This window comes from Phreatobacter aquiterrae (assembly GCF_053471285.1).
Window position 1 is genome coordinate 247,578 of the sequence record NZ_JBJPHW010000004.1, and the last position, 26,383, is coordinate 273,960.

The 26,383-nt window shown below is 69.7% G+C and carries 22 protein-coding genes and 2 pseudogenes; 16 read left to right on the forward strand and 8 right to left on the reverse strand.

All coding sequences use genetic code 11. The features are described from left to right. Positions 1–216 precede the first annotated feature (216 nt). Positions 217–1,971 carry a gamma-glutamyltransferase gene (ggt, locus tag ACJ4V0_RS08715; protein WP_448299182.1) on the reverse strand — a complete coding sequence of 585 codons (1,755 nt, stop codon included), beginning with the start codon at positions 1,969–1,971 and terminating at the stop codon, positions 217–219. A gap of 138 nt (positions 1,972–2,109) precedes the next feature. Between ggt and ACJ4V0_RS08720 the strand changes: the two genes are divergently transcribed. Then, entirely contained in the window at positions 2,110–2,673 is a 564-nt protein-coding gene (locus ACJ4V0_RS08720) for a carboxymuconolactone decarboxylase family protein (RefSeq protein WP_448299183.1), read from the forward strand. A 102-nt stretch (positions 2,674–2,775) separates the two neighbouring features. Continuing rightward, positions 2,776–4,182 (forward strand): MFS transporter, encoded by a 1,407-nt coding sequence (locus ACJ4V0_RS08725; protein WP_448299184.1) that lies wholly within the window; start codon positions 2,776–2,778, stop codon positions 4,180–4,182. Between the two features lie 85 nt (positions 4,183–4,267). Here ACJ4V0_RS08725 and ACJ4V0_RS08730 read toward each other — a convergent pair. The 3 genes and pseudogenes from ACJ4V0_RS08730 to ACJ4V0_RS08740 form a co-directional block, all read right to left on the reverse strand. Then, a pseudogene (locus tag ACJ4V0_RS08730) lies at positions 4,268–4,576 on the reverse strand (YbjQ family protein); the annotation flags it as partial. Between the two features lie 48 nt (positions 4,577–4,624). After that, a complete protein-coding gene (gene purH, locus ACJ4V0_RS08735; RefSeq protein ID WP_448299185.1) occupies positions 4,625–6,223 on the reverse strand; it encodes a bifunctional phosphoribosylaminoimidazolecarboxamide formyltransferase/IMP cyclohydrolase in 1,599 nt (532 codons plus the stop codon). Between the two features lie 103 nt (positions 6,224–6,326). After that, positions 6,327–8,018: a heparinase II/III family protein gene (locus ACJ4V0_RS08740; protein ID WP_448299186.1), complete on the reverse strand. Its 1,692-nt coding sequence runs from the start codon at positions 8,016–8,018 to the stop codon at positions 6,327–6,329. A gap of 186 nt (positions 8,019–8,204) precedes the next feature. On the opposite strand from ACJ4V0_RS08740, the gene ACJ4V0_RS08745 reads away from it, so the two are divergent. From ACJ4V0_RS08745 to ACJ4V0_RS08770, 6 genes and pseudogenes are all read left to right on the forward strand, one after another. Continuing rightward, positions 8,205–9,017 (forward strand): DUF3108 domain-containing protein, encoded by an 813-nt coding sequence (locus ACJ4V0_RS08745; RefSeq protein WP_448299187.1) that lies wholly within the window; start codon positions 8,205–8,207, stop codon positions 9,015–9,017. A 209-nt stretch (positions 9,018–9,226) separates the two neighbouring features. Next, on the forward strand, positions 9,227–10,276 hold the full coding sequence (locus ACJ4V0_RS08750) for an ABC transporter substrate-binding protein (RefSeq protein WP_448299188.1): 1,050 nt from the start codon (positions 9,227–9,229) through the stop codon (positions 10,274–10,276). An 84-nt stretch (positions 10,277–10,360) separates the two neighbouring features. Beyond that, the gene (locus ACJ4V0_RS08755; protein ID WP_448299189.1) at positions 10,361–11,152 is read left to right on the forward strand and encodes an ABC transporter ATP-binding protein; all 792 of its coding nucleotides are present in this window, start codon (positions 10,361–10,363) and stop codon (positions 11,150–11,152) included. Between the two features lie 9 nt (positions 11,153–11,161). Next, positions 11,162–12,043 carry an ABC transporter permease gene (locus ACJ4V0_RS08760; protein WP_448299190.1) on the forward strand — a complete coding sequence of 294 codons (882 nt, stop codon included), beginning with the start codon at positions 11,162–11,164 and terminating at the stop codon, positions 12,041–12,043. 87 nt (positions 12,044–12,130) lie between these two features. After that, positions 12,131–12,421: a YggT family protein gene (locus ACJ4V0_RS08765; protein WP_448299191.1), complete on the forward strand. Its 291-nt coding sequence runs from the start codon at positions 12,131–12,133 to the stop codon at positions 12,419–12,421. Positions 12,422–12,429: 8 nt separating this feature from the next. Next, positions 12,430–12,738, forward strand: a pseudogene (locus tag ACJ4V0_RS08770) (DUF167 domain-containing protein); the annotation flags it as partial. 321 nt (positions 12,739–13,059) lie between these two features. On the opposite strand, the gene hisE reads toward ACJ4V0_RS08770, so the two are convergent. Then, on the reverse strand, positions 13,060–13,395 hold the full coding sequence (hisE, locus tag ACJ4V0_RS08775; RefSeq protein ID WP_448299192.1) for a phosphoribosyl-ATP diphosphatase: 336 nt from the start codon (positions 13,393–13,395) through the stop codon (positions 13,060–13,062). Between the two features lie 204 nt (positions 13,396–13,599). On the opposite strand from hisE, the gene ACJ4V0_RS08780 reads away from it, so the two are divergent. After that, a complete protein-coding gene (locus tag ACJ4V0_RS08780; RefSeq protein WP_448299193.1) occupies positions 13,600–14,493 on the forward strand; it encodes a DMT family transporter in 894 nt (297 codons plus the stop codon). Here the strand turns inward: ACJ4V0_RS08780 and putA are convergent. After that, a complete protein-coding gene (gene putA, locus ACJ4V0_RS08785) occupies positions 14,490–17,633 on the reverse strand; it encodes a bifunctional proline dehydrogenase/L-glutamate gamma-semialdehyde dehydrogenase PutA (protein WP_448299194.1) in 3,144 nt (1,047 codons plus the stop codon). The two genes, ACJ4V0_RS08780 and putA, sit on opposite strands and share 4 nt — an antisense overlap. A 90-nt stretch (positions 17,634–17,723) precedes the next feature. Between putA and ACJ4V0_RS08790 the strand changes: the two genes are divergently transcribed. Beyond that, complete coding sequence (locus tag ACJ4V0_RS08790) at positions 17,724–18,188, forward strand: Lrp/AsnC ligand binding domain-containing protein (RefSeq protein WP_448299195.1); 465 nt, start codon at positions 17,724–17,726, stop codon at positions 18,186–18,188. Here the strand turns inward: ACJ4V0_RS08790 and ACJ4V0_RS08795 are convergent. Both ACJ4V0_RS08795 and ACJ4V0_RS08800 read right to left on the reverse strand, forming a co-directional pair. Then, on the reverse strand, positions 18,185–18,385 hold the full coding sequence (locus ACJ4V0_RS08795; protein WP_448299196.1) for a hypothetical protein: 201 nt from the start codon (positions 18,383–18,385) through the stop codon (positions 18,185–18,187). The genes ACJ4V0_RS08790 and ACJ4V0_RS08795 overlap by 4 nt on opposite strands. A gap of 115 nt (positions 18,386–18,500) precedes the next feature. Then, complete coding sequence (locus ACJ4V0_RS08800; RefSeq protein WP_448299197.1) at positions 18,501–20,846, reverse strand: penicillin acylase family protein; 2,346 nt, start codon at positions 20,844–20,846, stop codon at positions 18,501–18,503. Positions 20,847–21,089: 243 nt separating this feature from the next. On the opposite strand from ACJ4V0_RS08800, the gene ACJ4V0_RS08805 reads away from it, so the two are divergent. The 6 genes from ACJ4V0_RS08805 (at position 21,090) to ACJ4V0_RS08830 (ending at position 26,343) form a co-directional block, all read left to right on the forward strand. Next, positions 21,090–21,830 carry an MBL fold metallo-hydrolase gene (locus tag ACJ4V0_RS08805; protein ID WP_448299198.1) on the forward strand — a complete coding sequence of 247 codons (741 nt, stop codon included), beginning with the start codon at positions 21,090–21,092 and terminating at the stop codon, positions 21,828–21,830. Between the two features lie 67 nt (positions 21,831–21,897). Then, positions 21,898–22,299: a cytidine deaminase gene (locus ACJ4V0_RS08810; protein ID WP_448299199.1), complete on the forward strand. Its 402-nt coding sequence runs from the start codon at positions 21,898–21,900 to the stop codon at positions 22,297–22,299. Continuing rightward, on the forward strand, positions 22,296–23,093 hold the full coding sequence (locus ACJ4V0_RS08815) for a purine-nucleoside phosphorylase (protein WP_448299200.1): 798 nt from the start codon (positions 22,296–22,298) through the stop codon (positions 23,091–23,093). Before ACJ4V0_RS08810 ends, ACJ4V0_RS08815 begins: the two co-directional genes overlap by 4 nt. Then, positions 23,090–23,824, forward strand: a complete 735-nt coding sequence (deoC, locus tag ACJ4V0_RS08820) for a deoxyribose-phosphate aldolase (RefSeq protein WP_448299201.1) — start codon at positions 23,090–23,092, stop codon at positions 23,822–23,824. The genes ACJ4V0_RS08815 and deoC overlap by 4 nt, the downstream gene beginning before the upstream one ends. After that, positions 23,821–25,146, forward strand: coding sequence for a thymidine phosphorylase (gene deoA, locus ACJ4V0_RS08825; RefSeq protein ID WP_448299202.1), 1,326 nt, complete (start codon positions 23,821–23,823; stop codon positions 25,144–25,146). The genes deoC and deoA overlap by 4 nt, the downstream gene beginning before the upstream one ends. Before the next feature lie 3 nt (positions 25,147–25,149). After that, positions 25,150–26,343, forward strand: a complete 1,194-nt coding sequence (locus ACJ4V0_RS08830) for a phosphopentomutase (protein ID WP_448299203.1) — start codon at positions 25,150–25,152, stop codon at positions 26,341–26,343. Positions 26,344–26,383 lie beyond the last annotated feature (40 nt).

Below are 26,383 nucleotides of genomic sequence, written 5' to 3' on the forward strand. Positions count from 1 at the left end.
GACGAGCGCCTTGCACCGGGCAAGTGCGTCCTTCGAGGCTCGCCCTCCGGGCTCGCACCTCAGGATGAGGAGGGCTGTGGTTTGCATCTCGGTTCATGCGGACGGGTCGCGCCCCTTAAACGCTGATGCCGATCGCTAGCCTCCTCATCCTGAGGTGCGAGCCCGGAGGGCGAGCCTCGAAGGACGCACTCGCGCCGTGCAGCGCAGCAAGCTCCCTCAGTGCCCCGCGGCCAGCGTGCCGCGCTGCCGAGCGTCCGATGCGCCGGCCCATCCACCCGGCACCGCCAGGATGGCGTTGACGTTGCCGAAGCTACCGCGGGCCGCGAGCCGATGGCCACGCGCCTCCAGCAGCCTCAGCGTATCGACCGACAGGCCGCCCTCGATGTCGATGGCGTCCGGTAGCCACTGGTGGTGGATGCGCGGCGCCGCGACCGCCTCGGCCACGTTCATGCCGTGGTCGACGACGTTCAGGATCGTCTGCAGCGTGATGGTGATGATCCGGCTGCCGCCGGGCGAACCGGTCACCATCGCCACCTTGCCGTCGCGGAACAGGATCGTCGGGGTCATGGACGACAGCGGCCGCTTGCCCGGCCCCGGCAGGTTGGCGTCGCCCTGAACCAGCCCGAAGGCGTTGACGGCGCCCGCCTTCGCGGCGAAATCGTCCATCTCGTTGTTGAGCAGGATGCCGGTGCCGTCGGCGACGAGCCCGAGCCCGTAGGAAAAGTTGAGGGTATAGGTGTTCGACACCGCATTGCCGAAGCGGTCGACCACCGAGAAATGCGTCGTCTGCTCGCCCTCGTGCGGCGCCGGATCGCCGGCGCGGATCTCGGCGGAGGGCCGGGCGCGTTCCGGATCAATCTGCCGCCTGAGCCCGTCGGCATAGGCCCGCGAGGTCAGGCCGCGCACCGGCACCGCCACGCTGTCGGGATCGCCGAGATAGCGGGCCCGGTCGGCATAGGCGAGCTTCATCGCTTCCACCATCAGGTGGATCGTCCCGGCGCTGTTGTGGCCGCGCGAACCCAGATCCATGGGCTCCAGCAGGTTCAGCATCTGCACGAGATGCACGCCCCCCGAGGAGGGCGGCGGCATGGAGGCGATCGCATAGCCCTTGTAGCTGCCGCGCGCCACGTCGCGGATCACCGGCCGGTAGGCGCGCAAATCCTCCGTCGTCATGATGCCGCCGTGCTGACCGAGCGCCGCGACGATGCGCGCCGCAGTCGCGCCCTCGTAGAAGCCGGCCGGGCCCTGCTGGGCGATGGCCTCCAGCGAGCGGGCGAGGTCCTCCTGCACGAGCAGGTCGCCATGGCCGGGCGCCGTGCCGTCGACCTTCAGGAAGATGCGGCGCGATGAGGGGAACCGGCCGAGGCGGGTTGCGGCGCGCGGCAGGGAATCGGCGAGGTCCTCGTCGACCGTGATGCCATCGCGGGCCAGCCGGATCGCCGGCGCGACGAGTTCGGCCAGCGACAGCCGTCCCGAGCCGTAGCGCCGGTGCGCCTCGGCAAGGCCGGCCACCGTTCCCGGCACGCCGGCGGCGAGCCCGGAATCGCGGGAGAGCCGCGGATCCGGCTCGCCGTTGGGGCCGAGGAACATGGTCGGCGTCGCCGCCTGCGGCGCCGTCTCGCGGTAGTCGATGGCCACCGTCTCGCCGCGCTCGGCGAGGTGCACGAGCATGAAGCCGCCGCCGCCGAGATTGCCCGCCCGCGGCAGCGTCACGGCCAGCGCAAAACCGACGGCGACCGCCGCATCCACCGCATTGCCGCCGCGCTTCAGGATCTCGACGCCGACCCGTGTCGCGCGCGCCTCCTGGCTCGCCACCATGCCGTTCGGGGCGAGCGCCGGATGGACCCGCGCCGCCTCGGAGATGATCGGCCAGGACGATTGCGCCGGACCAGGAGCAAGCTGCGCCATCGCGGCATGCGACATCAGCACCAGGACCGCAACGGCGACGAACTTTCCAAACCGCATGCGCATGTCCCCTGTCGACGCACCACCGCCCCGCGCCTGCGCCCCTTGGCAAGCGGCCGGCGAACGCCATGATGCAACCGGTTGCGGAATTGAGTCGGTCACTTCCGCGCGACGTCATAAGAACAAGCGCTGCGAGACCCGTCCATGGCCGCCCCCGATCGCCTGCCGCCCATCCCGCCCTCCGCCTACACGCCCGACCAGGAGGCCGCCGCCGCGGATTTCCGCAAGCGGCGCGGGGTCGAGCCCTTCGGCCCCTATGCGCCGCTGATGCGCTCGCCGAAGGTCATGATCGACGTCGAGGCCCTCGGACGGCGCCTGCGCTACGGCTCCTGCCTGTCCGAGGACCTGAAGGAGATGGCCATCTGCCAGGTCGCCCGCTCCTACTCGCAGCAGTTCGAATGGTCGGTTCACGCCATGGAGGCGGAGAAGGCCGGCGTGTCGAAGGACATTCTCGCCGCGCTCGCTGACGGCCGGCGGCCGGACGCCATGTCGGCCGACGAGGCCCTGATCTACGATGCGGTCGCCGAGCTCCTCGCGACGAAGCGCTGGTCGGATACGACCTATGCGCGGATCGTCGCCCGGCACGGCGAGCAGGGTGCGGTGGAAATCCCGACCCTGGTCGGCATCTACTCGCTGCTGGCGCTCGTCCTCAACGTCGCCCGAACGCCTGCCGACGGACCCGAGGGCCTTCCCCGCTGGCCCGAATAGTCAGCGCCTCTCCCGTGAATTCCGCATCGCGTGCAGCCCCCCGCTAACCACCGCGACGCCCGACGCTTCCGTTCTGCGCGGAACCTGCCCAAGGTCATTATCATGCTACCCCCGGTCACCGTCTCGGACGAGACCACCGACAAGCCGGCGCCCCGCCCGGCCATCGTCGGCTGGGTGCTTTTCGACTGGGCGGCGCAGCCCTATTTCACGCTGATCAACACCTTCGTCTATGCGCCCTTCTTCGCCAGCACGGTCGCCGCCAATCCGGTCCAGGGCCAGGCCATGTGGGGCTTTGCAACCAGCGCCGCGGGCGTGGCGATTGCGCTCCTCTCGCCCGTGCTCGGCGCCATCGCCGACGCATCCGGCCGGCGCAAGCCGTGGATCGCCGCCTTCGGCCTCTTGCTGATCGTCGGGGCCTCGCTCCTCTGGTTCGGCCGCCCCGGCGCGCCGGAGACCATCGCCCTCGTGCTCGTCGCCTTCGTGCTGGCGACCATCGGCGCCGAATTCGCCACCGTCTTCAACAATTCCATGATGCCGACCCTGGTGCCGCCCGAGCGCATCGGGCGGCTCTCCGGCCTCGGCTGGGCCATCGGCTATGTCGGCGGCATGATGTCCCTCATCTTCATGCTCGGTTTCCTCGTCGCGAGCCCCGAGACCGGCCGCACCCTCATCGGCCTCGATCCGCTCTTCGGCCTCGATCCGGCCCAGCGCGAGGGCGACCGCGCCGCAGGGCCTCTGACGGCGCTGTGGTTCATCGTCTTCGTCATCCCGCTGTTCCTGTTCACCCCCGACGTTCCCGCCCGCATGGGGATGGGCGCCGCCGTGCGCTCCGGCTTCTCGAGCCTCAAGGCGACGGTGAAGGAGGTCCGCCGGCACCGCAATGTGCTCATCTTCCTCCTCGCCAACATGATCTACATGGATGGTCTGGTGGCGCTCTTCGCCCTAGGCGGCATCTATGCGGCCGGCGTGTTCGGCTGGACCACCATCGAGATCGGGCTGTTCGGCATCCTGCTCACCATCACCGGCACGGCGGGGGCGCTGCTTGGCGGCCGGCTCGACGATACCATCGGCTCGAAGCGGGTGATCCTCGGCTCGATCTTCTTCCTCACCTTCGCCGTCGTCACCATCCTGCTGATCGGCCCGGGCCATGTCTTCTTCATCTTCCAGACGACGCCGCCGGCACCTGGCGACGGCCTGTTCGCGACCGCGCCCGAGCGGGTCTATCTCGTGCTCGGCGGGCTGATCGGGGCGGCGGCCGGCCCGCTGCAGGCGGCCTCGCGCTCGCTTCTGGTGCGCCTCGCGCCGCGCGAGCAGATCGGCCAGTTCTTCGGGCTGTTCGCCCTGTCGGGCAAGGTGACGGCCTTTGTCGGGCCGTTCCTGGCGAGCGTCGTGACGCTGGCGCTGAATGACCAGCGCGCCGGGCTCGGCATGCTGGCCATCATGTTCCTCATCGGGGCGAGCGTCCTCGCCTTCGTCAGGACCGAGCGCGCGGTCTCCGCCGCACGCTGAGCCATCAGCGTGGACCGCTCCACGGCGGCACCGAACCGCCGAAGCCGGCGGGCTGGGTCGGGGCCTGCTGACCCATCAGCATCTCCACCGTCACCGCCGTGCCGGACACCGACACCATCAGCATCGACTTGCCCAGCGTCTCGTAGTCGATGTCGATGCCGACGACGGCATTGGCGCCGAGGCGCTGTGCCTCCGCCATCATCTCCTGGAAGGCGGTGTTGCGGCCGTCGCGCAGCACCGTCTCGTAGGACCCGGCCCGGCCGCCGACGATGTCGCGGATCGAGGCGAAGAAGTCGCGGAAGATGTTGGCGCCGAGGATCACCTCGCCGGTGACGATGCCGTTGTAGCGGATGATCCGGCCACCCTCGAGGGTCGGCGTCGTGGAAAGCAGCATGGTGAGGGGTCTCCTGTGGTCGCCCGCCACCAATGTAGCGGCTCGCTGTCAGTGCCGGAAGTGGCGCACCCCGGTGAAGACCATGGCGAGACCGGCTTCGTCCGCCGCCGCGATCACCTCGTTGTCGCGCATGGAACCGCCCGGCTGGATGACAGCGGTGGCGCCCGCCTCGACCGCGGCCAGCAGCCCGTCGGCGAAGGGGAAGAAGGCATCGGAGGCAACCACCGAGCCCTTCGTGAGCGGCACGGCCCAGCCGCCGGCCTCGGCCGCGTCCTGCGCCTTGCGCGCGGCGATGCGGGCGGAATCGACCCGACTCATCTGGCCGGCGCCGACGCCGACGGTGGCGCCGTCCTTCGCATAGACGATGGTGTTCGACTTGACGTGCTTGGCGACGCGGAAGGCGAAGCGCAGGTCCGTCAGTTCCTGCGCCGTCGGGGCGCGCTTCGTCACGACCTTGAGGTCCATCGCATCGACAACCGCATTGTCGCGCGACTGCACGAGCAGGCCGCCGGCCACGGTCTTGACCGTGATGCCCGGCGCCTTCGGGTCGGGCAGGCCGCCGGCGATGAGCAGGCGCAGGTTCTTCTTGGCGGCGACGATGGCCTTCGCCTCGTCGGTGGCGTCGGGGGCGATGATGACCTCGGTGAAGATCTCGACGATCTTCCGCGCTGCCTCCGCGTCGAGCGTGCGGTTGAGCGCCACGATGCCGCCGAAGGCCGAGACGGGGTCGCAGGCGAGCGCCTTCTCGTAGGCTGAGAGCAGGTCCTCTCCCTCGGCGACGCCGCAGGGGTTGGCGTGCTTGATGATGGCGACGGCTGCCGTGCGGGCGGGATCGAACTCGCCGACCAGCTCATAGGCCGCGTCGGTGTCGTTGAGATTGTTGTAGGAGAGCTCCTTGCCCTGCAACTGGCGGATCGTCGCGACGCCCGGCCTCGGTGTCGCGTTCTGGGGCGTCTTGTAGAAAGCCGCCCACTGGTGCGGGTTCTCGCCGTAGCGCAGCGACTGCGCCAGCGTTCCGCCGAAGGCGCGATAGGGCGTCACGGTCTCGTCGAGTGCGTCGAACAGCCAGTTGGAGATCGCCGCGTCATAGGCCGCCGTGCGGGCATAGGCCTTGGCGGCGAGGCGCTTGCGCAGGTCCGGCGTCGTCGCGCCGCCGTTCGCCTTCATGGCGTCGACGACGGCGGCGTAGTCCGCGGCATCGACCACCACGGTCACCGCCTCGTGGTTCTTCGAGGCGGCGCGGATCATGGCGGGACCGCCGATGTCGATGTTCTCGATCGTGTCGTCCCATGACGCGCCGCGGGCGATCGTCGCCTCGAACGGATAGAGGTTCACAACCAGGAGGTCGATCGGCAGGATGCCGTGGGCCTTGGCAGCGGCCTCGTGCTCGGCATTGCCGCGGATGGCGAGAAGGCCGCCGTGGACCTTCGGATGCAGCGTCTTCACGCGCCCGTCCATCATCTCCGGGAAACCGGTGAGGTCGGCCACCTCGGCCACCGCGAGGCCCGCATCCTTCAAGGTCTTGAACGTCCCGCCCGTCGAGACGAGGGCGACGCCGAGAGCGGCGAGATCGCGGGCGAAATCCACGATGCCGGCCTTGTCGGACACGGACAGAAGGGCACGGGCGATGGGAGAAGCGGTCGGCACGGCTGGCGGCTCCGGCGGGCGTGATGGGGATGCCGGGCGCTCTAGCACGCGCGCCGCGCCGCCGAAACCGCTTTCGGCGCGGGTTCGCCCCGCCATTGGTCGATCACAGCGGCAGTTGGGGCTCCGGATCGCCGGACCCGGTCCGGCGCGGTCGCATCATCCGCTCCAGTGTCCAGCCGACCTGGGGGATCGCCGCCGAGGACGCAACGCTGACGGTGAGCTGGAGGGTGCGGCGCGGCCCCTCGGCCTGCGCCAGCGCCACACTCTCCTCGACGCCGATCGGCTGGTCCGCCGCAAAGCGCCAGCCTTCGCCGCTCGGCAGGCGGAGGAGCACCGCCCGCAGATTCTCGGTCGGGATCAGTTGCACCGCCGGGTGGAGGTGAAACCGCGCGGTCCAGGGCCGGTCCGATCCGCTCACCCGGTCGATGCCGTCAAGCCGGTCGCCGCTCGCCGACAGGGCGAGGGAGCGCTTGTGAATCACCCCCTCGCGGTCGAGATAGCCGTCATGGCTCGCCTCGACGACAAGCGCCTTGCGGGACATCGCGATGCGGCGCGGCCCCGACAGGATCAGGCCCTGGCTGTAGAGGCCTCGCCCGAGCCTTGCGGAGGAGCGCTGCGCCACGCCGACCGTCGAATGGGCCGCCGTCTTGCGGGCCTCGCTCCGCCAGGTGGCGCGGTGGATGGCGGGAACGCCGCAATTGATGACGACGAGTTCGCGCCCGGCCGAGAACTCGAAGGCGAGGCAGCCGGCATGGGCGGTGGCGCTGTCCCGCGCCGGCGGCGGCCTGCCGACATCGGCCAGCAGGATGCTCGTCCCCGCCTGCAGCCGCTCGTAGCCGCCGTGCGGGGCCGAGCCGGGCACGAGGCCGCGCGTCTCGTCATAGGCCAGCGCCGTGGCCACCTGGTCGATGGCCGTCGGCCCCATGCCGTTGAAGCGCGCCAGCGCGCCGTCGCCGAGCTGGAAGAAGCGGATCATCGGCATCATGCGGTCGACGGCGATGAGGATGGCCGGCGGCGGGGTGACGTTGCGGGCGGGAAAGAGCTGGCGCAGCGGCAGAAGATCGAGGACGAGGCCGACCAGCACACCGGGATCGCGGCTGATGTGGCAGCCGTCGGCGAGGATCTGCCGATCGAGTTCATCGGCCAGTCGGCGGGACGTCCGGGCGAGCAGCCGCGCCTCTCCCTCCATGCACAGGCCGGCGGTGACGAGCGTGATCAACACCAGCAGCCGGTCGGGTCCCGGAGCGAGCCTCGGCACAGCCAGTTCGAGTTGGCGGACCTGGCGCCACAGGGCGCGCGAGAAGCGCCGGTAGAAGACCTGGTCGGCGCCGGCCAGCAGCAGGCCGGAGGCGGCGAACCAGGCGCGCAGCCGCTCGGCCGCCAGCAGCGGCGAGGTCCCGTGGGGATAGCCTCGCGCATTCGCCTCGATCCAGGACATGACCCGCCGGCGGGCGGTCTCGGCTGCCTCCGGCGTCCCCGACGCCCTGAGGTGCCGGAGCCAGGAGAAGGAGGCGAGGGCCTCCGCCCATTCGAGGGTCGGCGGCTCGGCGGCGAAAGGATCCTCCGCCGTGACGATCTGGCCGGCAAAGACATGAACCCCGGCGGCGATCTCGTCGGCCCGCACCGGGTCCGTCGTGCGCAGGTCCTGCGGTACGAGGATGAGGGCCGGCGCAGGCGTCGCGCCCATCGCCAGGCGCAGGGCTGCCGGCCAGGTCGACGTGGCGCGCAAGGCACGCAGGCCCGCCTCCACGACCAGCGCGAGCGCCTCCCGCCGCTCCGCAAACCACGCCCGCACGCCTGATCGCAAGACGATCCGCCTCCCCGCCGGCCGCCGCGCCCGATTTTGGGGTAATTTGCTACCTCAGCGGCCTGTTCTTTCCATGAAGCCACATGTGGATTTCCAAGGCATTAACCATTTCGCTGTTTGATGCGGACATGCCGGGTGGCGCCGTCCGGCCCGTTGGTCCTGGAGTTGTGTACCGTGTCCCGATCGACCCTGCCTGCCGCCGCCGTGCTTCTCGCCATCGCCGCCACGCCGGCATGGACCCAGGAGCGGGTCTCCGGCCGCTACGAGATCCTGATCGGCGGGCTCCAGGTGGGCATTGCCGGGTTCGAGGGCCGCATCTCGCAGGACAGCTACCAGGCCTCGGTATCATTGCGCCTGTCGGGCGTATCGCGCGTCGTCGCCTCCGGCCGCGGTTCGGCCATGGCCTCGGGCCGCATCGCCGGCGCACGCGCCGTTCCGGCCAACTACACGCTGACGCTCAACACGACCCAGCAGAACGACGCCATCCGCATGGCGATGTCCGGCGGCGCGATCCGCTCGCATTCGGCCGAGCCGGCACGGCCCGCCATGCCCGATGAGGTGCCCCTGACCGCCGCCCACAAGCAGGGCGTGCTCGATCCGCTCTCGGCCGGCTTCTTCTTCGTTTCGGGTTCGGGACCGACCGTCTCGCCGGAGGCCTGCGGCAAGACCTTTCCGGTCTTCGACGGGCGCCAGCGCTACGACCTCTCCTTCTCCTTCGCCCGCACCGAGACGCTGAAGGTCGCCGGTTATGACGGCCCCGCCGTCGTCTGCAACGCCCGCTACCGCGCCATCGCCGGCCACCGCCCGGCGGTGACGGCTCCGATGGAGGCGAACCGCGACATGCAGATCTGGCTCGCGCCGGTCGCCGGCACGCGCGCCCTCGTGCCCGCCCGCATCACCATCCGCACGCCTGTCGGAATGGCCGAGATCCAGCCGACCCGCCTTGAGCTCGGCGCCCCCTCGACCACGGCGTCCATCCAGCGCTGACAGGCATCTGCGCCTGCCGTCTGGGCATATTGCCGCATTCTTGCGCAGGAACCGGCGGCTGCCTCAAAAATCGGTTGCCGGACGTTACGGCATGGTCTTTGCTGCCCGGAGACGAGCGCGGTGTCCGGTCGGTTGCCCCGATGCGGTCACCGTCCGGCCATGCCCCCCGGGTTAGGCTTCCGACATCCCGACCGCCAGAAGGCCAGTCCATGACCGAGTATCGCTTTCGCCCCACCCGCCGCGCGGCCCTGAAGCTCGCCGGCGCCGCCTCCCTTGCCCCGCTCTTCGCGCCCGCCGTTCATGCCCAGGCCACCGCCAATGTCCGCTTCACCCTGGACTGGCGCTTCGAGGGTCCCGCCGGTCTCTTCCTGATGGCCCTGGAGAAGGGCCATTTCCGCGCCGAGGGTCTGAACGTCACCATCGACGCCGCCTCCGGCTCGCGCGAGGGCGTCACCCGCGTCGCCTCCGGCACCTACGACATGGGCTTCGGCGACATCAACTCGATGATCCGCTTCCGCGACGAGAATCCGACCGTCGACGTCAAGGGCGTGATGATGGTCTATGATCGTCCGCCCTTCGCCATCGTCGGCCGCAGGTCGCGCGGCATCACCGCCGACGTGAAGAGTCTGGAAGGCAAGAAGTTCGGCGCCCCGGCACCCGACGCCGCCTACGCCCAGTGGCCGATCTTCAAGGCCGTCAACAATCTCGACGATTCCAAGATGAAGTTCGAGAACGTCGGCTTTCCCGTGCGCGAGCCGATGCTCGCCTCCGGCGAGGTGGACGCCATCTTCGGCTTCGCCCACTCCTCCTACATCAACCTGAAGTCGCGCGGCGTGCCGGACGCCGACATCATCGTGCTGCACATGTACGACTATGGCGTCGACCTCTACGGCAACGTGCTGATGCCGAGCCCCGCCTTCCTGAAGGACAAGCGCGACCAGGTCGCCGCCTTCAACCGCGCCGTGGTGAAGGGTATCCGCGATTGCATCGCCGATCAGGCGACCGCCGTGAAGCTGGTGTTGGCCCGCAACGACGTCGCCCGCCAGGAGACCGAGGCCGAGCGCCTCAAGATGTGCATCGACAACTACGTCATGACGCCGTTCGTGAAGGCCAACGGCGTTGGCGGCATCGATCCGGCGCGCATGGCCAAGGCGATCGACCAGATCGGCCTGACCTTCACCTACAAGAACAAGCCCAAGGCCGAGGACGTCTTCGTCTCCGACCTGTTGCCGGCGGCGGCCGACCGCAAGCTGGCCTGAGGCTTGCTACGCCGATGACTTGCGGGGGCGGGAATGCCCCTGCCCCAATCCTGCGCCGATGCGCCGCCTCGAAAGCGACTCTCCTTGCGTCCCTTCGTCGAACTCACCGGCGTAAGCCACACCTATGCGACCGGCGGCACTCTGGCCGTCGACGGGCTGGACATCAGGGTCAATGAGGGCGAGTTCGCCGCGGTGGTCGGACCGTCGGGCTGCGGCAAGTCCACGCTGATGAAGCTGGCGACCGGCCTGCAGTTCCCGCAGACGGGCGCGGTCGTCGTCGACGGCAAGGAAGTGCGCGATCCCGTGAAGATCGCCGGCATGGCCTTCCAGGCGCCGACCCTGCTGCCCTGGCGCACCACGCTCGAGAACCTCATGCTGCCGCTCGAGATCGTCGAGCCTCACCGCTCGCGCCTCCGGCGCCACAAGGCGGAGTATGTCGCCAAGGCCGAGGCGCTGCTGGCGTCGGTCGGCCTCGAAGGCGCCGGCTCCAAGTTCCCCTGGCAGCTCTCCGGCGGCATGCAGCAGCGCGCCTCGCTGTGCCGCGCCCTGATCCACGAGCCGAAGCTGCTGATGCTCGACGAGCCCTTCGGCGCGCTCGACGCCTTCACCCGCGAGGAACTGTGGTGTGTCATCCGCGACCTGCACGCGCGCATGGCCGGCACGCTGACCGTGATCCTGGTGACCCATGACCTGCGCGAGGCGACCTTCCTCGCCGACCGCATCTTCTGCATGTCGTCGCGGCCGGGGAAGATCATCGCCGAGAGGGAGGTCGAATTTCCGCGGCCCCGCGACCTCGAGATCACCTACTCGCCGGCATTCTCCGACATCGTCCACGATCTGCGCGGCCGCATCGCGCATGCCCGATCGACGGCCTGAGGATCACCCATGGACGCGCTCGGTGAATTCCTGCTGACCTCCTGGCCGACGGCGCTGGTCATCGGCATCGTCGGCTACATCGCCTACCTGCTCTACAAGGTGGTCGGCTCCACGGCGCTCGACCGCACCAAGCTGTCGCTGCAGCTCGCCCCGCTGGTCTGCACCATCGGCACGTTCCTGTTGTGGGAACTGTTCTGCAAGGCCTTCGCCGTCTCCACCTTCGTCCTGCCCGCGCCGAGCGACATCGCCATCGCCCTCTGGCAGTTCCGCCGGCAGATCGGCTTCCACTCGTTCCATACCGCCTGGATGACGCTGGCCGGCTTCGGGCTTGCGGTCGCCTTCGGTATCGCGCTCGGCCTCGTCCTCGGCGCCAGCCGCTTCTTCTATGCCGGCTTCTACCCGCTGCTGGTCGGCTTCAACTCGATCCCGAAGGTCGCCGTTGTGCCGATCCTCGTCATCTGGTTCGGCGTCGGCTGGCTACCGGCGGTGCTGACCGCCTTCATGATCTCCTTCTTCCCCATCGTCGTGAACGTCGCGACGGGCCTCGCCACCATCGAGTCGGAGACCGAGGACGTGCTGAAGGCGCTCGGCGCCTCCAAACTGCAGATCATGACCAAGGTCGGCATCCCCCGGTCGCTGCCCTATTTCTTCGGCTCGCTGAAGGTCGCCATCACGCTCGCCTATGTCGGCTCGGTGATCGCCGAGTACAACGCCTCGCGCTACGGCATCGGCAACCTGATGGCGCGCGCCTCGGCCGACTTCAACGTGCCGCTGCTCTTCGCCGCGCTCATCGCCCTCGCGATCCTCGGCGTCGCCATGTACATGGCGACCGTCTGGCTGGAGAACCGCATGACCGGCTGGGCCCAGCGCTCGTCCTTCGCGGCGAACTGAACGGGCCTGTGCCCGAAGCGCGCTTGCCCCGGCGACCGGCAACCCCCATAAAACGGGTCCGGCTTCCTCTCCCGTCACGGCGGACCCATGAAAGCAGTCATCGACATCATCATCATCGCCCTCAACCTCTACTGGTGGGTGATCATCATCTCGGCGGTGCTGTCCTGGCTCATCGCCTTCAACGTACTGAACTACCGCAACCAGGTCGTCGCCCAGATCGACACGACGCTGCGGGCGCTCACCGAACCGGTCCTCGCGCCGATCCGGCGACGCATGCCCAATCTCGGCGCCGTCGACATCTCCCCCATCGTCCTACTTCTCGGCATCATCTTCATCCAGATGCTGCTGGCCTATTACGTGCGCCCCTACGTGTTCTGAGGCGGGCGGTGAGCGAGGCGCCCTTCCGCATCGTCGGCGACCGCCTGCTGGTGGATGTCCGGCTGACGCCGCGGGGCGGACAGGACCGGCTCGAAGGGGCCGACCGGCTCGCCGACGGGCGGGCGGTGTTCAGGGCGCGGGTGCGGGCCGTGCCCGAGGACGGCAAGGCGAACCAGGCACTGGAGCATCTGATGGCTGACGAACTCGGCGTTGCGCGATCCCAGGTGAGCGTGGTCCAGGGCAAGACCGCACGGCTCAAGACGCTGGAGGTTCACGGCGACGTCGGCGCCATCGCCGCGGTGCTGGCACGGCTGGCCGCGGCCGTCCTGGTCCTCCTCATCCTCGTCGCGGGCCCCGGTCCTGCCGGGGCGCAGTTCATGCCGCGCGGCGACATCTGCTCGGACCCTTCGGAGTTCATGCGCACCCGCTCCGTCGTGGAGCGGGCCGGGCTGCCGGCCCCGGAGCGCGCTCGCCTCGTCCGCACGCTGCGCGCCGCACATTCCCTCGCGCGCGACGCCTGCCCGCAGCGCGACGGCTGGCTCATCCGCCGTGCGGTCGGCATGCTGAACGCCGTCAACCGCGAGGTGCGCCGGCCTCCGGTGGATCTTCCGCTGTTCCTGCGCGAGTGAACCGTCCGCTCAACGCCCGTTGACGGCGACGGGACCCTTCTGGAGCTTCTCGGCGAGACCATAGAGCTGTTCGCGCCGGTCCATCTCGTTCCAGACCTCGGCGGGGTCTATGCCCATATCGGCCCACAGGACGGTCAGGTTGTAGATGAGGTCGGCGCTTTCGCGCACCACCGCCTCGCGATCGTCGACGACCGCGTCGAGCGTCACCTCCGCCGCCTCTTCCATCAGCTTCTTCGCCATCTTGGCGCGGCCGCTGGCGAGCAGCCTGGCCGTGCGCGAGGAACTGTTCCCATTGCGGCTGACCCGGGTGATGGCTGCATGCAGACGGGCGATGGCGTCGGACATTCGGGGCCTTCGATCCTCGTCTCCGGGCGAATCAAATGTCTATTATCGCGGATGAATCACGCTGCCACAGAAATGCGGCCTGTCAATGACGGTGGGCCATACGGGAGCGCGCATGCCCCTCCCCGAAGCCGCAGAAAGCGGGTGGTCGCATCGACTGACCATTGCCTATAGGACCGCATCCAAGATCAACGGGGACGGAATCCGGTGAGCCTGCGCGATTGGTCCCTGCTGGTGACGCTCTCCATCCTCTGGGGTGGGTCCTTCTTCTTCGTTCGCGTCGCGCTGGAGGGCGTTCCGCCGCTGACGCTCGTCCTGGCGCGGGTGGCGATTGCCTCTGCCGTGCTGCTCGTCCTGCTGCGCATCACCGGAGAGCGGCTGCCACAGCGGCGGGACGTGTGGCTGACGCTCGCCGTGATGGCGCTTCTCAACAACGTCGTCCCCTTCTCACTGATCTTCTGGGGTCAGACCGCGATCCCGGCCGGGCTCGCGGCGATCCTCAACGCGACGACACCGCTGTTCACGGTCATCGTCATGCACCTCTTCACCGATGACGAGCGGGCAACACCGGGCAAGGCCTTCGGGGTCGCGCTCGGCTTCGCCGGGGTGGTGGTGCTCGTCGGGCCGGCGGTCACGGGCGCGCTCGACACACCGCTCTGGGCGCTGGCGGCCTGCCTCACCGCCGCCCTCTCCTACGCCTTCTCCGGGCTCTGGGGCCGGCGCATCAAGCCGCTCGGCGTGACCCCGACCTTCACCGCCTGGGCGCAGCTCACCGTCACCAGTCTCGTCATGACGCCCGTCGTCGCACTGGTCGACCGGCCCTGGTCCCTCGCCATGCCCGGCATCGCGGCCATCGCCGCGGTGCTCGCCCTCGCCGTCCTGTCGACGGCGCTGGCCTACATCCTCTTCTTCCGCATCCTCGCCAGCGCCGGCCCGAGCAATCTCCTGCTCGTCACCTTTCTCATCCCGGTCTCGGCCATTCTCCTTGCCAGCCTCTTTCTCGGCGAGAGACTGGCCTGGACGCATTTCGCCGGCATGGCGCTGATCGGCCTCGGTCTCGCCGCCATCGACGGCCGGTTGTGGCGGACAATCCGGGGCTAGCCCTCGCCCGCCGTCAGCAGGCTGGCATTGCCCCCGGCGGCGGCCGTGTTGACGGTCACCACCTGCTCCACCGCGAAGCGCGGCAGATAGTGCGGCCCGCCGGCCTTCGGTCCCGTGCCCGAAAGGCCCGAGCCGCCGAAGGGCTGGGTGCCGACCACGGCGCCGATCATGTTGCGGTTCACATAGACATTGCCATGGGCAAGGCGCGAGACGACCTCCTCCACCATCTGGTCGATACGCGAATGGATGCCGAGGGTCAGGCCGGTGCCGTTGGCCGCGACGGCATCGGTGAGCGGACCAAGCTTGCCCGCCTTCCAGGTCGTGACGTGCAGCACCGGCCCGAAGACCTCGTCCGTCAGGTCCTCCGGTCTTGCGACGCGGATGATGGCCGGCGCGACGAAAAGCCCGGCGGGCGCATCCGCCGGCAGGCTCGCCTGCCAGACGAGGCGCCCTTCCGACTTTGCCCTCGCCACGACCGCATCGAGCCGCTCCTTCGCCTCGGCGTCGATCACCGGGCCGACATGGGTGGCCGGATCGGCGGGATCGCCGATCCTCAGTTCCGCCGCCGCCCCCTGCACCATCTCCAGCATGCGCTCGGCCACGTCCTCCTGCAGGCACAGGAGCCGGAGCGCCGAGCAGCGCTGGCCGGCCGAGCGGAAGGCCGACATGACGACGTCGTCGCTGACCTGTTCCGGCAGGGCGGTGGCATCGACGATCATGGCGTTGATGCCGCCGGTCTCGGCGATCAGCGGCACGATGGGCCCGCGTTTCGCCGCCAGTTGCTGGTTGATCTTCCACGCCACCTCGGTCGAGCCGGTGAAGGCGACGCCGGCAACCCGCGGTTCGCCGACCAGCAGCGCGCCCACCCGTCCGTCGCCGGGCACCAGCGCCAGCGCGTCGCCGGGAATGCCGGCCCTGTGCGCCAGAGCCACCGCCGCAGCGGCGACCAGCGGCGTCTGCTCGGCGGGCTTGGCGATCACCGCATTGCCGGCGGCGAGCGCCGCGGCCACCTGCCCGAGGAAGATGGCGAGCGGGAAGTTCCACGGGCTGATGCAGACGATCGTGCCGCGCCCGCGCAGGGTGAGCCGGTTCTCCTCGCCGGTCGGACCGGGCAAGAGTTGGCCTTCGCCGAAGTGTCGCCGCGCCTCCTGCGCGTAGTAACGGCAGAAGTCGACGGCCTCACGGATCTCCGCGACCCCGTCGTCGAGCGTCTTGCCGGCCTCGCGCGCCAGCAGGGCGCAGAGCATCCCGCGCTCACCCTCCAGGAGGTCCGCGAGCCTTTCCAGCGCCTCGGCGCGAGTGCTCACCGGCGTGCGGCTCCATGCGGCAAAGCCGGCGGAGGCGCGGTCGAAGGCCGCCTTCACCGTGGCCTCGTCCGCTTCCTCCACAGCCCCGACCACCGTGCCGTCCACCGGGCTGGTGACCGACCGGATCGCGCCGCGCAGGGTCTTGCCGCCGATCAGCGGCTGGGCTGTGGCCGGAAAGCGCGCCGGACCCTTGCCGGCCTCGGCGACAAAGGCCGCGAGCGCCTTGGCGTCGCCGAACTCGACGCCGGCCGAATTGACCCTGCCGGGCGCATAGACGTCCTTCGGTAGCGGCAGCTTGCGCGGCCGTGCATCGGTGGCGTTGCCGATCCAGCTCTGCGGCCGGGTGAGCAGGGTCTCCACCGGCACCGCGGGATCGGCGGAGGCGGAGACGAAGGAGGAATTGGCGCCGTTCTCGAGCAGCCTGCGGACGAGATAGGCGAGCAGGTCGCGATGTCCGCCCACCGGCGCATAGGTGCGGCAGGCGGCGTCAGGCAGGGTCGCCAGCAGCGAATCGTAGAGCGCCTCGCCCATCCCGTGCAGGCGCTGGAATTCGTAGCCCCGGTCGGCTTCGTTATGGCCACCGGCCTCCTCGAGGATGGTGGCGATGGTCAGCGCGTTGTGGGTGGCGAACTGCGGATAGATGCGTGGCCGGGCCGCGAGCAGACGGCGCGCGCAGGCCATGTAGGCGAGGTCGGTCATCGGCTTGCGGGTGAAGACCGGGAAGTCCGGCAGGCCGCGCTCCTGGGCCCGCTTCACCTCGGTGTCCCAGTAGGCGCCCTTGACGAGGCGCACCATGAGCTTGCGGTCGAGGCGGGTGGCGAGGGCGTCAAGCCAGTCGATCACCGCCAGCGCCCGCTTCTGGTAGGCCTGAACGGCGAGGCCGAAGCCGTCCCAGCCGGCGAGCGAGGGATCGGCCAGCACGGCGGCGATGATGTCGAGCGACAGTTCGAGGCGATCGGCCTCCTCGGCGTCGACGGTGAAGTTGAGGTCATGCGCCTTGGCCGCTTGTGCCAGCTTGAGGAGCTTCGGCACGAGCTCCGTCATGACCCGCTCGCGGCTCACCGCCTCGTAGCGCGGGTGCAGGGCGGAGAGCTTCACGGAAATGCCGGGACGGTTCGGCAGGGCCTCGTTGCCCGCCGCCTTGCCGATGGCCTCGATGGCGTCGTGGTAGGAGGCGAGATAGCGCGCGGCATCGGCGGCCGTGCGGGCGCCCTCGCCGAGCATGTCATAGGAGTAGCGGAAGCGGCGGGACGATCCGGCGCGGCCGAGCGCCTCCTGGATGGTCTGGCCGAGAACGAAGTGCGAGCCGAGCAGCCGCATCGCCTGCCGCGTCGCCGCCCGCACCGTCGGCAGGCCGAGCCGCTTGCCGAGCGTCTCAAGGATGCCCTCGGGCGTCTCGCCGGGATGGATGACGCGGGCGGTGACACCGAGCGCCCAGGCGGAGGCCGAGACCAGCCAGGCTTCCGACTTCGTCGCGCGATGCGCCCAGTCGGTGCCCGACAGCTTGTCCTCGATCAGCGCATCCGCCGTGCGCGAATCCGGCACGCGCAGCAGCGCCTCGGCCAGCACCATGAGGGCGAGTCCCTCCTTGGTGGTCAGTGAATATTCGCGCAGGAAGTCCTCGATGCCGCCGAGCCCGCCCGACTTGGCACGGATGGCGCCGATCAGGGCACGGGCTCGCTGGTCGATCCGCGCCTCGGCCTCCGGCGCGAGAGCGGCGGTGGCGAGGAGGCGGCGGGCGATGGCCTCGTCGGCCTCGGCATAGGGAGCGTCGAAGCGGGGGAGTGACGACAAGGGGCAACCTCGAGCCTGCGTTGGCGGTATCGACACCATATCCGCACATATGCCGTGATTCGAGAGGACGAATTGACGCTTGTACCGGACCATTCACTATCAAACGACCTTGTGATAGAGACTTCCGCCATGTCTGATCCGCTCGACGCTCTCGATCGCAAGCTCCTCCGCCTGCTGCAGGAGGACGGCCGCATCGCCAATGTGGACCTTGCCGAGCGGGTGGGACTCTCGCCGACCGCCACCAGCGAGCGCGTCAAGCGGCTGACACGCGACGGCATCATTGCCGGCTACGGCGCCCGCCTCGACCCGCAGAAGCTCGGGCGCGGCTTCCTCGTCTTCGTCGAGGTGACGCTGGACAAGACCACGCCCGATGTCTTCGACCGCTTTGCGAACGCCGTCACGCGCGCGCCCGACGTGCTCGAGTGCCATCTGGTCGCCGGCGGCTTCGACTACCTGATCAAGACGCGCGTCGCCGACATGGCGGCCTACCGCGTCTTCCTCGGCGAGGTACTGCTGTCGCTGCCCGGCGTGCGCGAGACACGCACCTATGCGGTGATGGAAGAGGTGAAGGCGACATCAAGCCTGCCGGTCTAGACCTTCTCGGGATGCGCGCCTTCCTGCGTCGCGGCGGACGCCTGCGACAGGTTCTGCCGGCTGAGCTGGTCGGCAGAATGCCGCGCCTCGCGCGCCATCTCGACGAGACGGCCGCCCTGCCCCTTGCCGCTGCGGATCATCACGTCGATCGCGGCCAGGGCCTGGCTGAGGCTGGCGAGTGCGTCGCGGTGCGGCATGATCCGGCCCATCCCCTCAGTTCGTCGAGAGCGGAGGGTAGGAAGTGCGGGTTTCAGCCCGGCGACACACCAGGAAACAAATGTTGCCCGCGCGAAATACGGCACCTGAAACGGTTCAGCCGGGCTTGCAGACGAGCTTGCGTTCGAGCGTCGCCTCGACCGCCGCCTCGGAATAGGGCAGCGGCACATAATCCCCCGCCGCCCATTTCGCGAAGAGGTCGCGATAGTGCGGCGAATTCGGATTGCCCGACTGGCCCGGCGTGTTGATCGTCACCGAACGATCGAGATCGGCGAGATCGACGACGAGGCGGAACGAGGAGCCCATCATGGTTCGGAAATCGGTGCCCCTGTAGCCCGTATGCATGGGCGTGACGGCGGAGCCCGCATGCGGCACCGGCCCGATCGACCAGGCCTTCGCGGTCGCCTCCGGCAGCAGGAAGGACAGGGGGTGCTGGAAATAGCCGTGGTGCAGCTTGCCCCAGGCCCAGCCCTGCGGATCCGGCCCGAGCAGCGCCTTCATTTCGGCATAGGCAGCCCCGAGCGACGACAGCAGGAGGGCATTGCGGGTCGCCGCCGGGTCGGCGCCGAACCGGTCGTCGGGCGCCTCAAGGGCGGCCAGCGTTCCATCGACGTCGCCCGGCACCATCAGCGCATGCAGTTCGGGAGCGACGACGGCGTTCCACAGCGCCTTCTTCAGATGCTTGGCCCACCAGACCTCGAACAGCGCCCCGGCGGCCGAGGTGGAGGTCAGCGCATGATCCCAGGCCCCCAGCATGGCCAGCGCCGCAGCCGTATCGGGATCGGGTGCCGACAGTCCCGCCAGCAGCTTGCCGAGGCGGCGGGCCGGAATGGAAACGACGTCCGTCTGCAGCGCCCGCGAGGTGGCGAGCGTGTGGGGCGAGGCGGAGAGAAGAACCTCCTCGATGCGGTTCGCCCGCGAGTAGTCCACCCACTCGAAGCCGAAGGGATAGGCCTCGTGGTCCCACCCCTCCGGCACGTTCATCTCGTTGGCCGAGAAGACGAAGCCGCGTTCGGGATTGTGGATGACCGGCGCCAGGGCGCGGTCACGCCAGCCGGCCCATTCGTAGCGACCGTCGCCCGGCACGGGCAGGAGGCCGTCCCAGTTGGGCCGGACCGGATTGATGCCGGCCGGCATCCAGGCGATGTCGCCGGCCTTGTCGGCATAGACAAGATTGCAGGACGGCGTGCCCCAGGTGACGGCCGCGGCGCGGAACTCGGCGAGGTTCTTTGCCCGCATCAGCTTGTGGGCGACCAGATAGGGCGCGGTCCCAGGCTCGAAATAGGCGGCGCGGATGGCGTAGAGCCGGCCGGCCTCGGCGTCCTCGTGAACGACGGGACCATGGCGCGTGAACTTCAGCACCAGAATCTGGTCGTCGCAGCCCTTGACCTTGACCTTCTCCTCGACGGTGCGCACCCGCTCCCAGGTGTCGCCATAGCGGTAGAGGTCGCGGTCGTCCGGGTGGGTCTCGTAGAAGTAGAGATCCTCCTGGTCGATGTAGAAGATGGTCAGGCCCCAGGCGATGGTGCCGTTATGTCCGATCATCACGCCCGGCACCGATGGCTCGCCGGCGCCGACGATGTCGAGCGTCGGGCAGGTCAGGTGGAAGACGGTCCGGAGCGAGGGCATGCCGTGAACACGGTGCGGGTCGGAGCCGAGGATCGGCATGCCCGTGTCGGTCCTGGAGCCATGCACCGCCCAGTTGTTCGAACCGGTGTACTGGGCGTCGAGCACGACCTCGAGCAGATCGGTGGTCGACCGCCACTTCGGCGCATCCTCCAGCGTCGCCTCCAGCCGCTCCTTCGAGAAGGTCGCGTTGGCGGTGGCGAGCTTGACGAGGTCGAGCACGCGTAGCGGGATGGAGGCGGGGTCGAGGCCCTCCGGCACTTTCGGCGTGACCGGCGGCTCGAGCCAGCGGCGTAAAAGGTCGGTGCGATGGTCCGCCTTGCCGTGGACCTGGCAGCGCAGGATCTCCGACAGTGCATTGCGCGACAGGGAGTGCGTGCGGATGCGCGAGACGTCCTCGGGCGCCCAGCGCGCCGGCTTGGTGTCGAGCAGGCCGAACTCGAAGGGCAGCAGCGAGGCGTCCTTCTCGGTCATCGCGATGAAGGCGTTGATGCCGTTGACGAAGGCGGTGAAGGTCGCCTTCGCCTCCGGCCCATAGCCGGCATATTCCGCTTCCATGTCGCCGCGATAGAGGAACAGGCGCGAGGCGCGGTCCTGCTCGATGTAGCCGGGGCCGAAATCGGCGGCGAGAAGGCCGAGGCCGCGCTTGCGGAACACGTCGATCTGGAACAGCCGCTCGCGCGCCGCGTGGAAGCCCTGCAGGAAGAACAGGTCGGCCTCATTCTCCGCGCGGATGTGCGGGATGCCGTTGGCGTCGATACCGATCGACCCGGGCGCCGAGAGACCGGGAATGGTGAGCGTGTCTGTCTGGGTCATGGCTCTTGCGTCGCTGCAGGGGTGCGGAACAGTGCACAGCGGCCGGGGCGCTGTCATCTCTGCGGGACGGGTATGTGGCCTGCATCGATGCGGGCCTATCGGAGAGCGGCACGAAGACGCTCTGGACAAGCGGCGGGCGCGTGCGAAATTGCCGCCTGTCCGGCTCCACCCGGTTCGTGCCGATTATCCCCAGCGTCCCGGTGCAGCGGCCGATGCCGCGGCGCCCTTATCAGCGGATCAGACATGAAGATCACCGTTCTCGGTTCAGGCGATGCCTTCGGCTCGGGCGGACGTTACTCGACATGCCTCCACCTCACCGGCGACGACGGCACCGTGATGCTGATCGACTGCGGGGCGACCTCGCTCCTCGCCATGCAGCGCGCCAACATCGACCGCAACGCCATCTCGACCATCCTGCTCACCCATTTTCACGGCGATCATGCCGGCGGCCTGCCCTTCTTCCTGCTCGACGCGCTGTTCGAGAGCCGGCGCACCGCGCCCTTGACCATCGCCGGGCCGACGGGCGTGCGCGAGCGCGTCAGCACCATCACCGACACCGCCTTCCCCGGCTTCGGCACCAACAGCTTTCCCTTCCCGATCACCTATGTGGAGGTCTCTCCCGAAGCGCCGGCGGTGCTCGCAGGCGCCGGAATCACCGCCTTCTCGGTCGACCACGACCAGCGCGCCGGCCCCTGCCAGGGCTATCGCATCGCGCGCGACGGCAAGGTCTTCGCCTATTCCGGCGACACCACCTGGACCGACATCCTGCTGCCGCTCGCTGACGGCGCCGACGTGCTGCTGGTCGAGTGCTACACCTACGATAAGCCGCTGAAGAACCATCTCGACTGGATGACCCTGTCGGCGCGCCTGCCCGACCTGAAGGCGAAGCGCGTCATCCTCACCCACATGGGGCCGCAGATGTTGGCGAACCGCGACAAGGCGACTGTGGAATGCGCCGAGGACGGCCTCGTCATCCTGCCCTGAACTGGCCCGGCCGGGCCGGCCGTGCGACAAGGACGAAGGCGGGCGGCGAGGGTCCAGGGAGAGTGACGTGGATGCAGCCGTGAAGGAGCTGTTCGAGGCGGCCGCGAGGGCGCACGCGCGGGCCTATGCGCCCTATTCGCGTTTCCGCGTCGGCGCGGCCATCCGCACCGCGTCCGGCCGCATCCATGCCGGCTGCAATGTCGAGAACGCCGCCTATCCGGTCGGCACCTGCGCCGAGGCCGGCGCCATCGCCGCCATGATCCTGTCTGGCGACCGTGCCGCAGCCGCGATTCTGGTCCTTGGCGAAGGCCCCGAACTCTGCACCCCCTGCGGCGCCTGCCGGCAGCGCCTGCGCGAGTTCGGAGGCGACAGGCTTGCCGTCCATGTCGCCAGCCCCGAGGGCGTCCGCCGCAGCTTCACGCTGGCGGAGCTGCTCCCCCATTCCTTCGGTCCGGACAATCTCGCATGACCGCCGCCCGCGCCATTCGGGACGCCGCAGGACCCGATCCCATTGCCTGCGCCATCGTGCTCGGCACCGGCCTCGGACCGCTGGCCGACGCGGTCGAGGACGCCGTCGTGCTACCCTATCGCGACCTGCCGGGCTTTCCGCATGCCGGCGTCTCCGGCCATGCCGGACGGCTCGTCATCGGGACGCTCGAAGGCCGCCGCGTCGCCATGCTGCAGGGCCGCGCCCACACCTACGAGAGCGGCGATTCGCGCGCCATGAAGCCGGTCATCGACACGCTTGCCGCGCTCGGCGTGCCACGCCTTCTCGTCACCAATGCCGCGGGGTCTCTGAAGCCCGACATGCCGCCCGGCAGCATCATGGTGGTCGAGGACCACATCGCCCTGTTCGGCCCCAATCCGCTGATCGGGGAGACCGGTGACGGCCGCTTCGTGCCAATGAACACCGCCTATGACCCCGCGCTGCGCACCGCCATCGCCCATGGCGCAGCGCGCCGCCGCATCGCCCTGTTCGAGGGCGTCTATGCCTGGGTGACCGGCCCAAGCTTCGAGACGCCGGCCGAGATCCGCGCGCTGCGCACGCTCGGCGCCGACGCGGTCGGCATGTCGACCGTGCCGGAGGTCATCCTCGCCCGCCATTCCGGCCTCACCGTCGCGGCGCTGTCGATGATCACCAACCTGGCCGCCGGGCTTTCGCCCGAAGCGCCCTCCCACGCCGAGACCAAGGCCGTAGCAGCCGCCGGCGCCGCAGCCATGGAGGCGGTGATTCGCGGCTTCCTCGACGAGCTTGCCCCATGACCGACAGGGACTTTGCCCGACGCGCCGTGGCGCTCCTCGACCTGACCGACCTGTCGAACGGCCTCGACGAGACCGGCGTCGAGGGGCTCTGCGCCCGCGCCGTGACGCCGCTCGGCCCGGTCGCCGCGGTCTGCCTCTGGGCCGGCTTCGTGCCGCAGGCGCGCCGTCTGCTGAGGGGCACGCCCGTGAAGGTCGCGACCGTCGTCAACTTCCCGGCCGGCGACGACGACGTCATGCGCGCGGCGGACGAGGCCCGCTACGCGATTCTCGACGGCGCCGACGAGATCGATGTCGTCCTGCCCTGGCGGGCGCTGGCGAAAGGCCGGCGCGAGGTCGTCGGCGCCCTTCTCGGCGCCGTCCGCGCCGTGGTGCCGCCCGGCCGCACGCTGAAGACCATCCTCGAGACGGGCGAACTGAAGACGCCTGCTCTCATCCGCGAGGCGGCGCGTATCGCCATCGGCACCGGCGCCGACTTCATCAAGACTTCGACGGGCAAGACCGAGGTCTCCGCGACCCCCGAGGCGGTCAGCCTCATGCTGGAGGAGATCCGGGCGTCCGGCCGCACCATCGGCATCAAACCCTCCGGCGGCATCCGCACGCTCGAGGATGCGAAAACCTACCTCGCCCTCGCCGACCGGATCATGGGGCCTAACTGGGCGAACCCGAGGACCTTCCGCTTCGGCGCCTCCGGCCTCCTCGACGCCCTGCTGGTGGCGGCGGGCGAGACATGACCTTCATTCCGCAGGAGATCATCCGCGCCAAGCGCGACGGCGGGACGCTCGGCGAGGAGGACATCGCCGCCTTCGTCGCGGGAATCAGCACGGGAACGGTGACCGAGGCGCAGGTCGCCGCCTTCTGCATGGCGACCTTCTTCCGCGACATGACCATGCCCGAGCGCGTGGCGCTCACCCGCGCCATGACCGCCTCCGGACGCACGCTCTCCTGGCGCGACCTCGACCTGCCCGGCCCGGTCCTCGACAAGCACTCGACCGGCGGCGTCGGCGACACGGTCTCCCTCATGCTGGCGCCGATGGTGGCGGCGGCCGGCGGCTTCGTGCCGATGATCTCCGGGCGCGGCCTCGGTCATACCGGCGGGACGCTCGACAAGCTGGAATCCATTCCCGGCTACGATGCGACGCCCGCCCACGACCTGTTCCGGCGGACGGTGCGGGAGGTCGGCTGCGCCATCATCGGCCAGACCGCCGATCTCGCCCCCGCAGACAAGGTCATCTATGGCGTGCGCGACGTCACCGCGACAGTGGAATCCATCCCACTCATCACCGCCTCGATCCTGTCGAAGAAACTCGCAGCCGGGCTGGACGGCCTCGTCATGGACGTGAAGACGGGCTCGGGGGCCTTCATGCCGGACTTCCCACGCGCGCGTGAACTGGCCCAGTCCATCGCGACGGTCGCCGCCGGCGCCGGCCTGCCGACGGTCGCGCTCGTCACCGCCATGGACCAGCCACTCGGCCCGGCGGCCGGCAACGCGCTGGAAGTGCGCATCGCCATCGAGCATCTGGAGGGCGGCCACGCCGTGTCGCGCCTGCATGGCGTCACCATGGCGCTCGCAGCCGAACTGCTGGTGCTCGGCAAGCTGGAGCCCGACCTGGACGCCGCCCTCGGCAAGCTGGAGCGCGTGCTCGGCAACGGCCGGGCGGCGGAGGTCTTCCAGCGCATGGTCGCCGCCCTTGGCGGCCCGCGCGACCTGATGGAGCATCCCGACAAGCACCTGCCGCGCGCGCCGCTGGTGCGCCCGGTGGCCGCGCCCCGCGCCGGCACGGTGCTGTCGATCGATGCGCGCGCCATCGGCATGGCGGTGGTGGCGCTCGGCGGCGGCCGCACCCGCTCGGCCGATCCGGTCGACCATGCCGTCGGGCTCACCGACATCGTCGCGCTCGGCCAGGAGGTCGAAGCCGGCCAGCCGCTGGCCCTTGTCCATGGCCGGGACGAGGCGACGATGGCAGGAGTTGCGGCGATGATCGAGCGCGCCGTGTCGCTCGGCGATGGCGGCGCCGCCGTCGGCGCCCTGGTTCAGGCGCGGATCGCAGGCTGAGCCATGCCGCGTGCCCTCATCCTCGTCCTCGATTCGGTCGGCATCGGCGCCAGCGCCGATGCGGCCCGCTATGGCGACGCGGGCGCCGACACGCTCGGCCACGTGGCGGAATGGTATGCGGAGAGGAGGCTTCCCTTCGCGCTGCCCAACCTCGACAGTCTCGGCCTCGGCGCCGCGGCGCTCGCCTCCACGGGCCGCCTGCCGCCCAGCCTCTCGGCGGACGGGCCGTTCTCCGCCCGCCACGGCTATGCCGTCGAGACCTCGACGGGCAAGGACACGCCGTCCGGCCACTGGGAGATCGCCGGCGTGCCGGTCACCTTCGACTGGGGCTATTTCCCTCAGACCGTGCCCTGCTTCCCCGCCAGCCTGACGGACGCCCTCGTCCGCGAGGCGGGTCTGCCGGGCATCCTCGGCAATCGCCACGCCTCAGGCACCGAGATCATCGCCGACCTCGGCGAGGAGCACATGCGGACCGGCAAGCCGATCCTCTATACGTCGGTGGATTCGGTTCTGCAGATCGCCGCCCACGAGGAGGCCTTCGGGCTGGAGCGGCTGTACGGACTGTGCTGCATCGCCCGCCGCCTCTGCGATCCGCTCGACATCGGCCGCGTCATCGCCCGCCCCTTTACCGGCGTGTCGGCCGGCGACTTCGTGCGCACCGGCAATCGTCGCGACTATGCGGTGCCACCGCCGGCCCCGACCCTGCTGAAGGTTGCGGAGGACGCCGGGCGAGGCGTCGTCACGGTTGGCAAGATCGGCGACATCTTCGCCCATGTCGGCACCGGCGAGGTGCTGAAGGCCTCCGGCAATGCGGCGCTGCAGGCGCGCGCCCTCGAAGGCCTTGCGACGCTGCCCGACGGCGGCCTGCTCATGGCGAATTTCATCGACTTCGACTCGCTCCACGGCCACCGCCGCGACCCGGAGGGCTATGGCCGGGCGCTGATGGCCTTCGACGCCTGGCTACCGTCGCTCGAAGCCGCGCTCCGGCCCGGCGACCTCGCCGTCATCACCGCGGATCATGGCTGCGACCCGACCTTCCGCGGCACCGACCACACCCGCGAGCATGTCCCCGTCCTCGCCTTCGGGCCGGGATTGCCGGTCGGCAACATCGGGCGGCGCGATACGTTCGCCGACATCGCCGCGACGGTGGCGCCCCATCTCGCCCTGCCGTGGCTAGGGAGAGGACTGCGATTTTGACTCAAAGTGGTTTATCCAATGAACTACCACCATGGATACC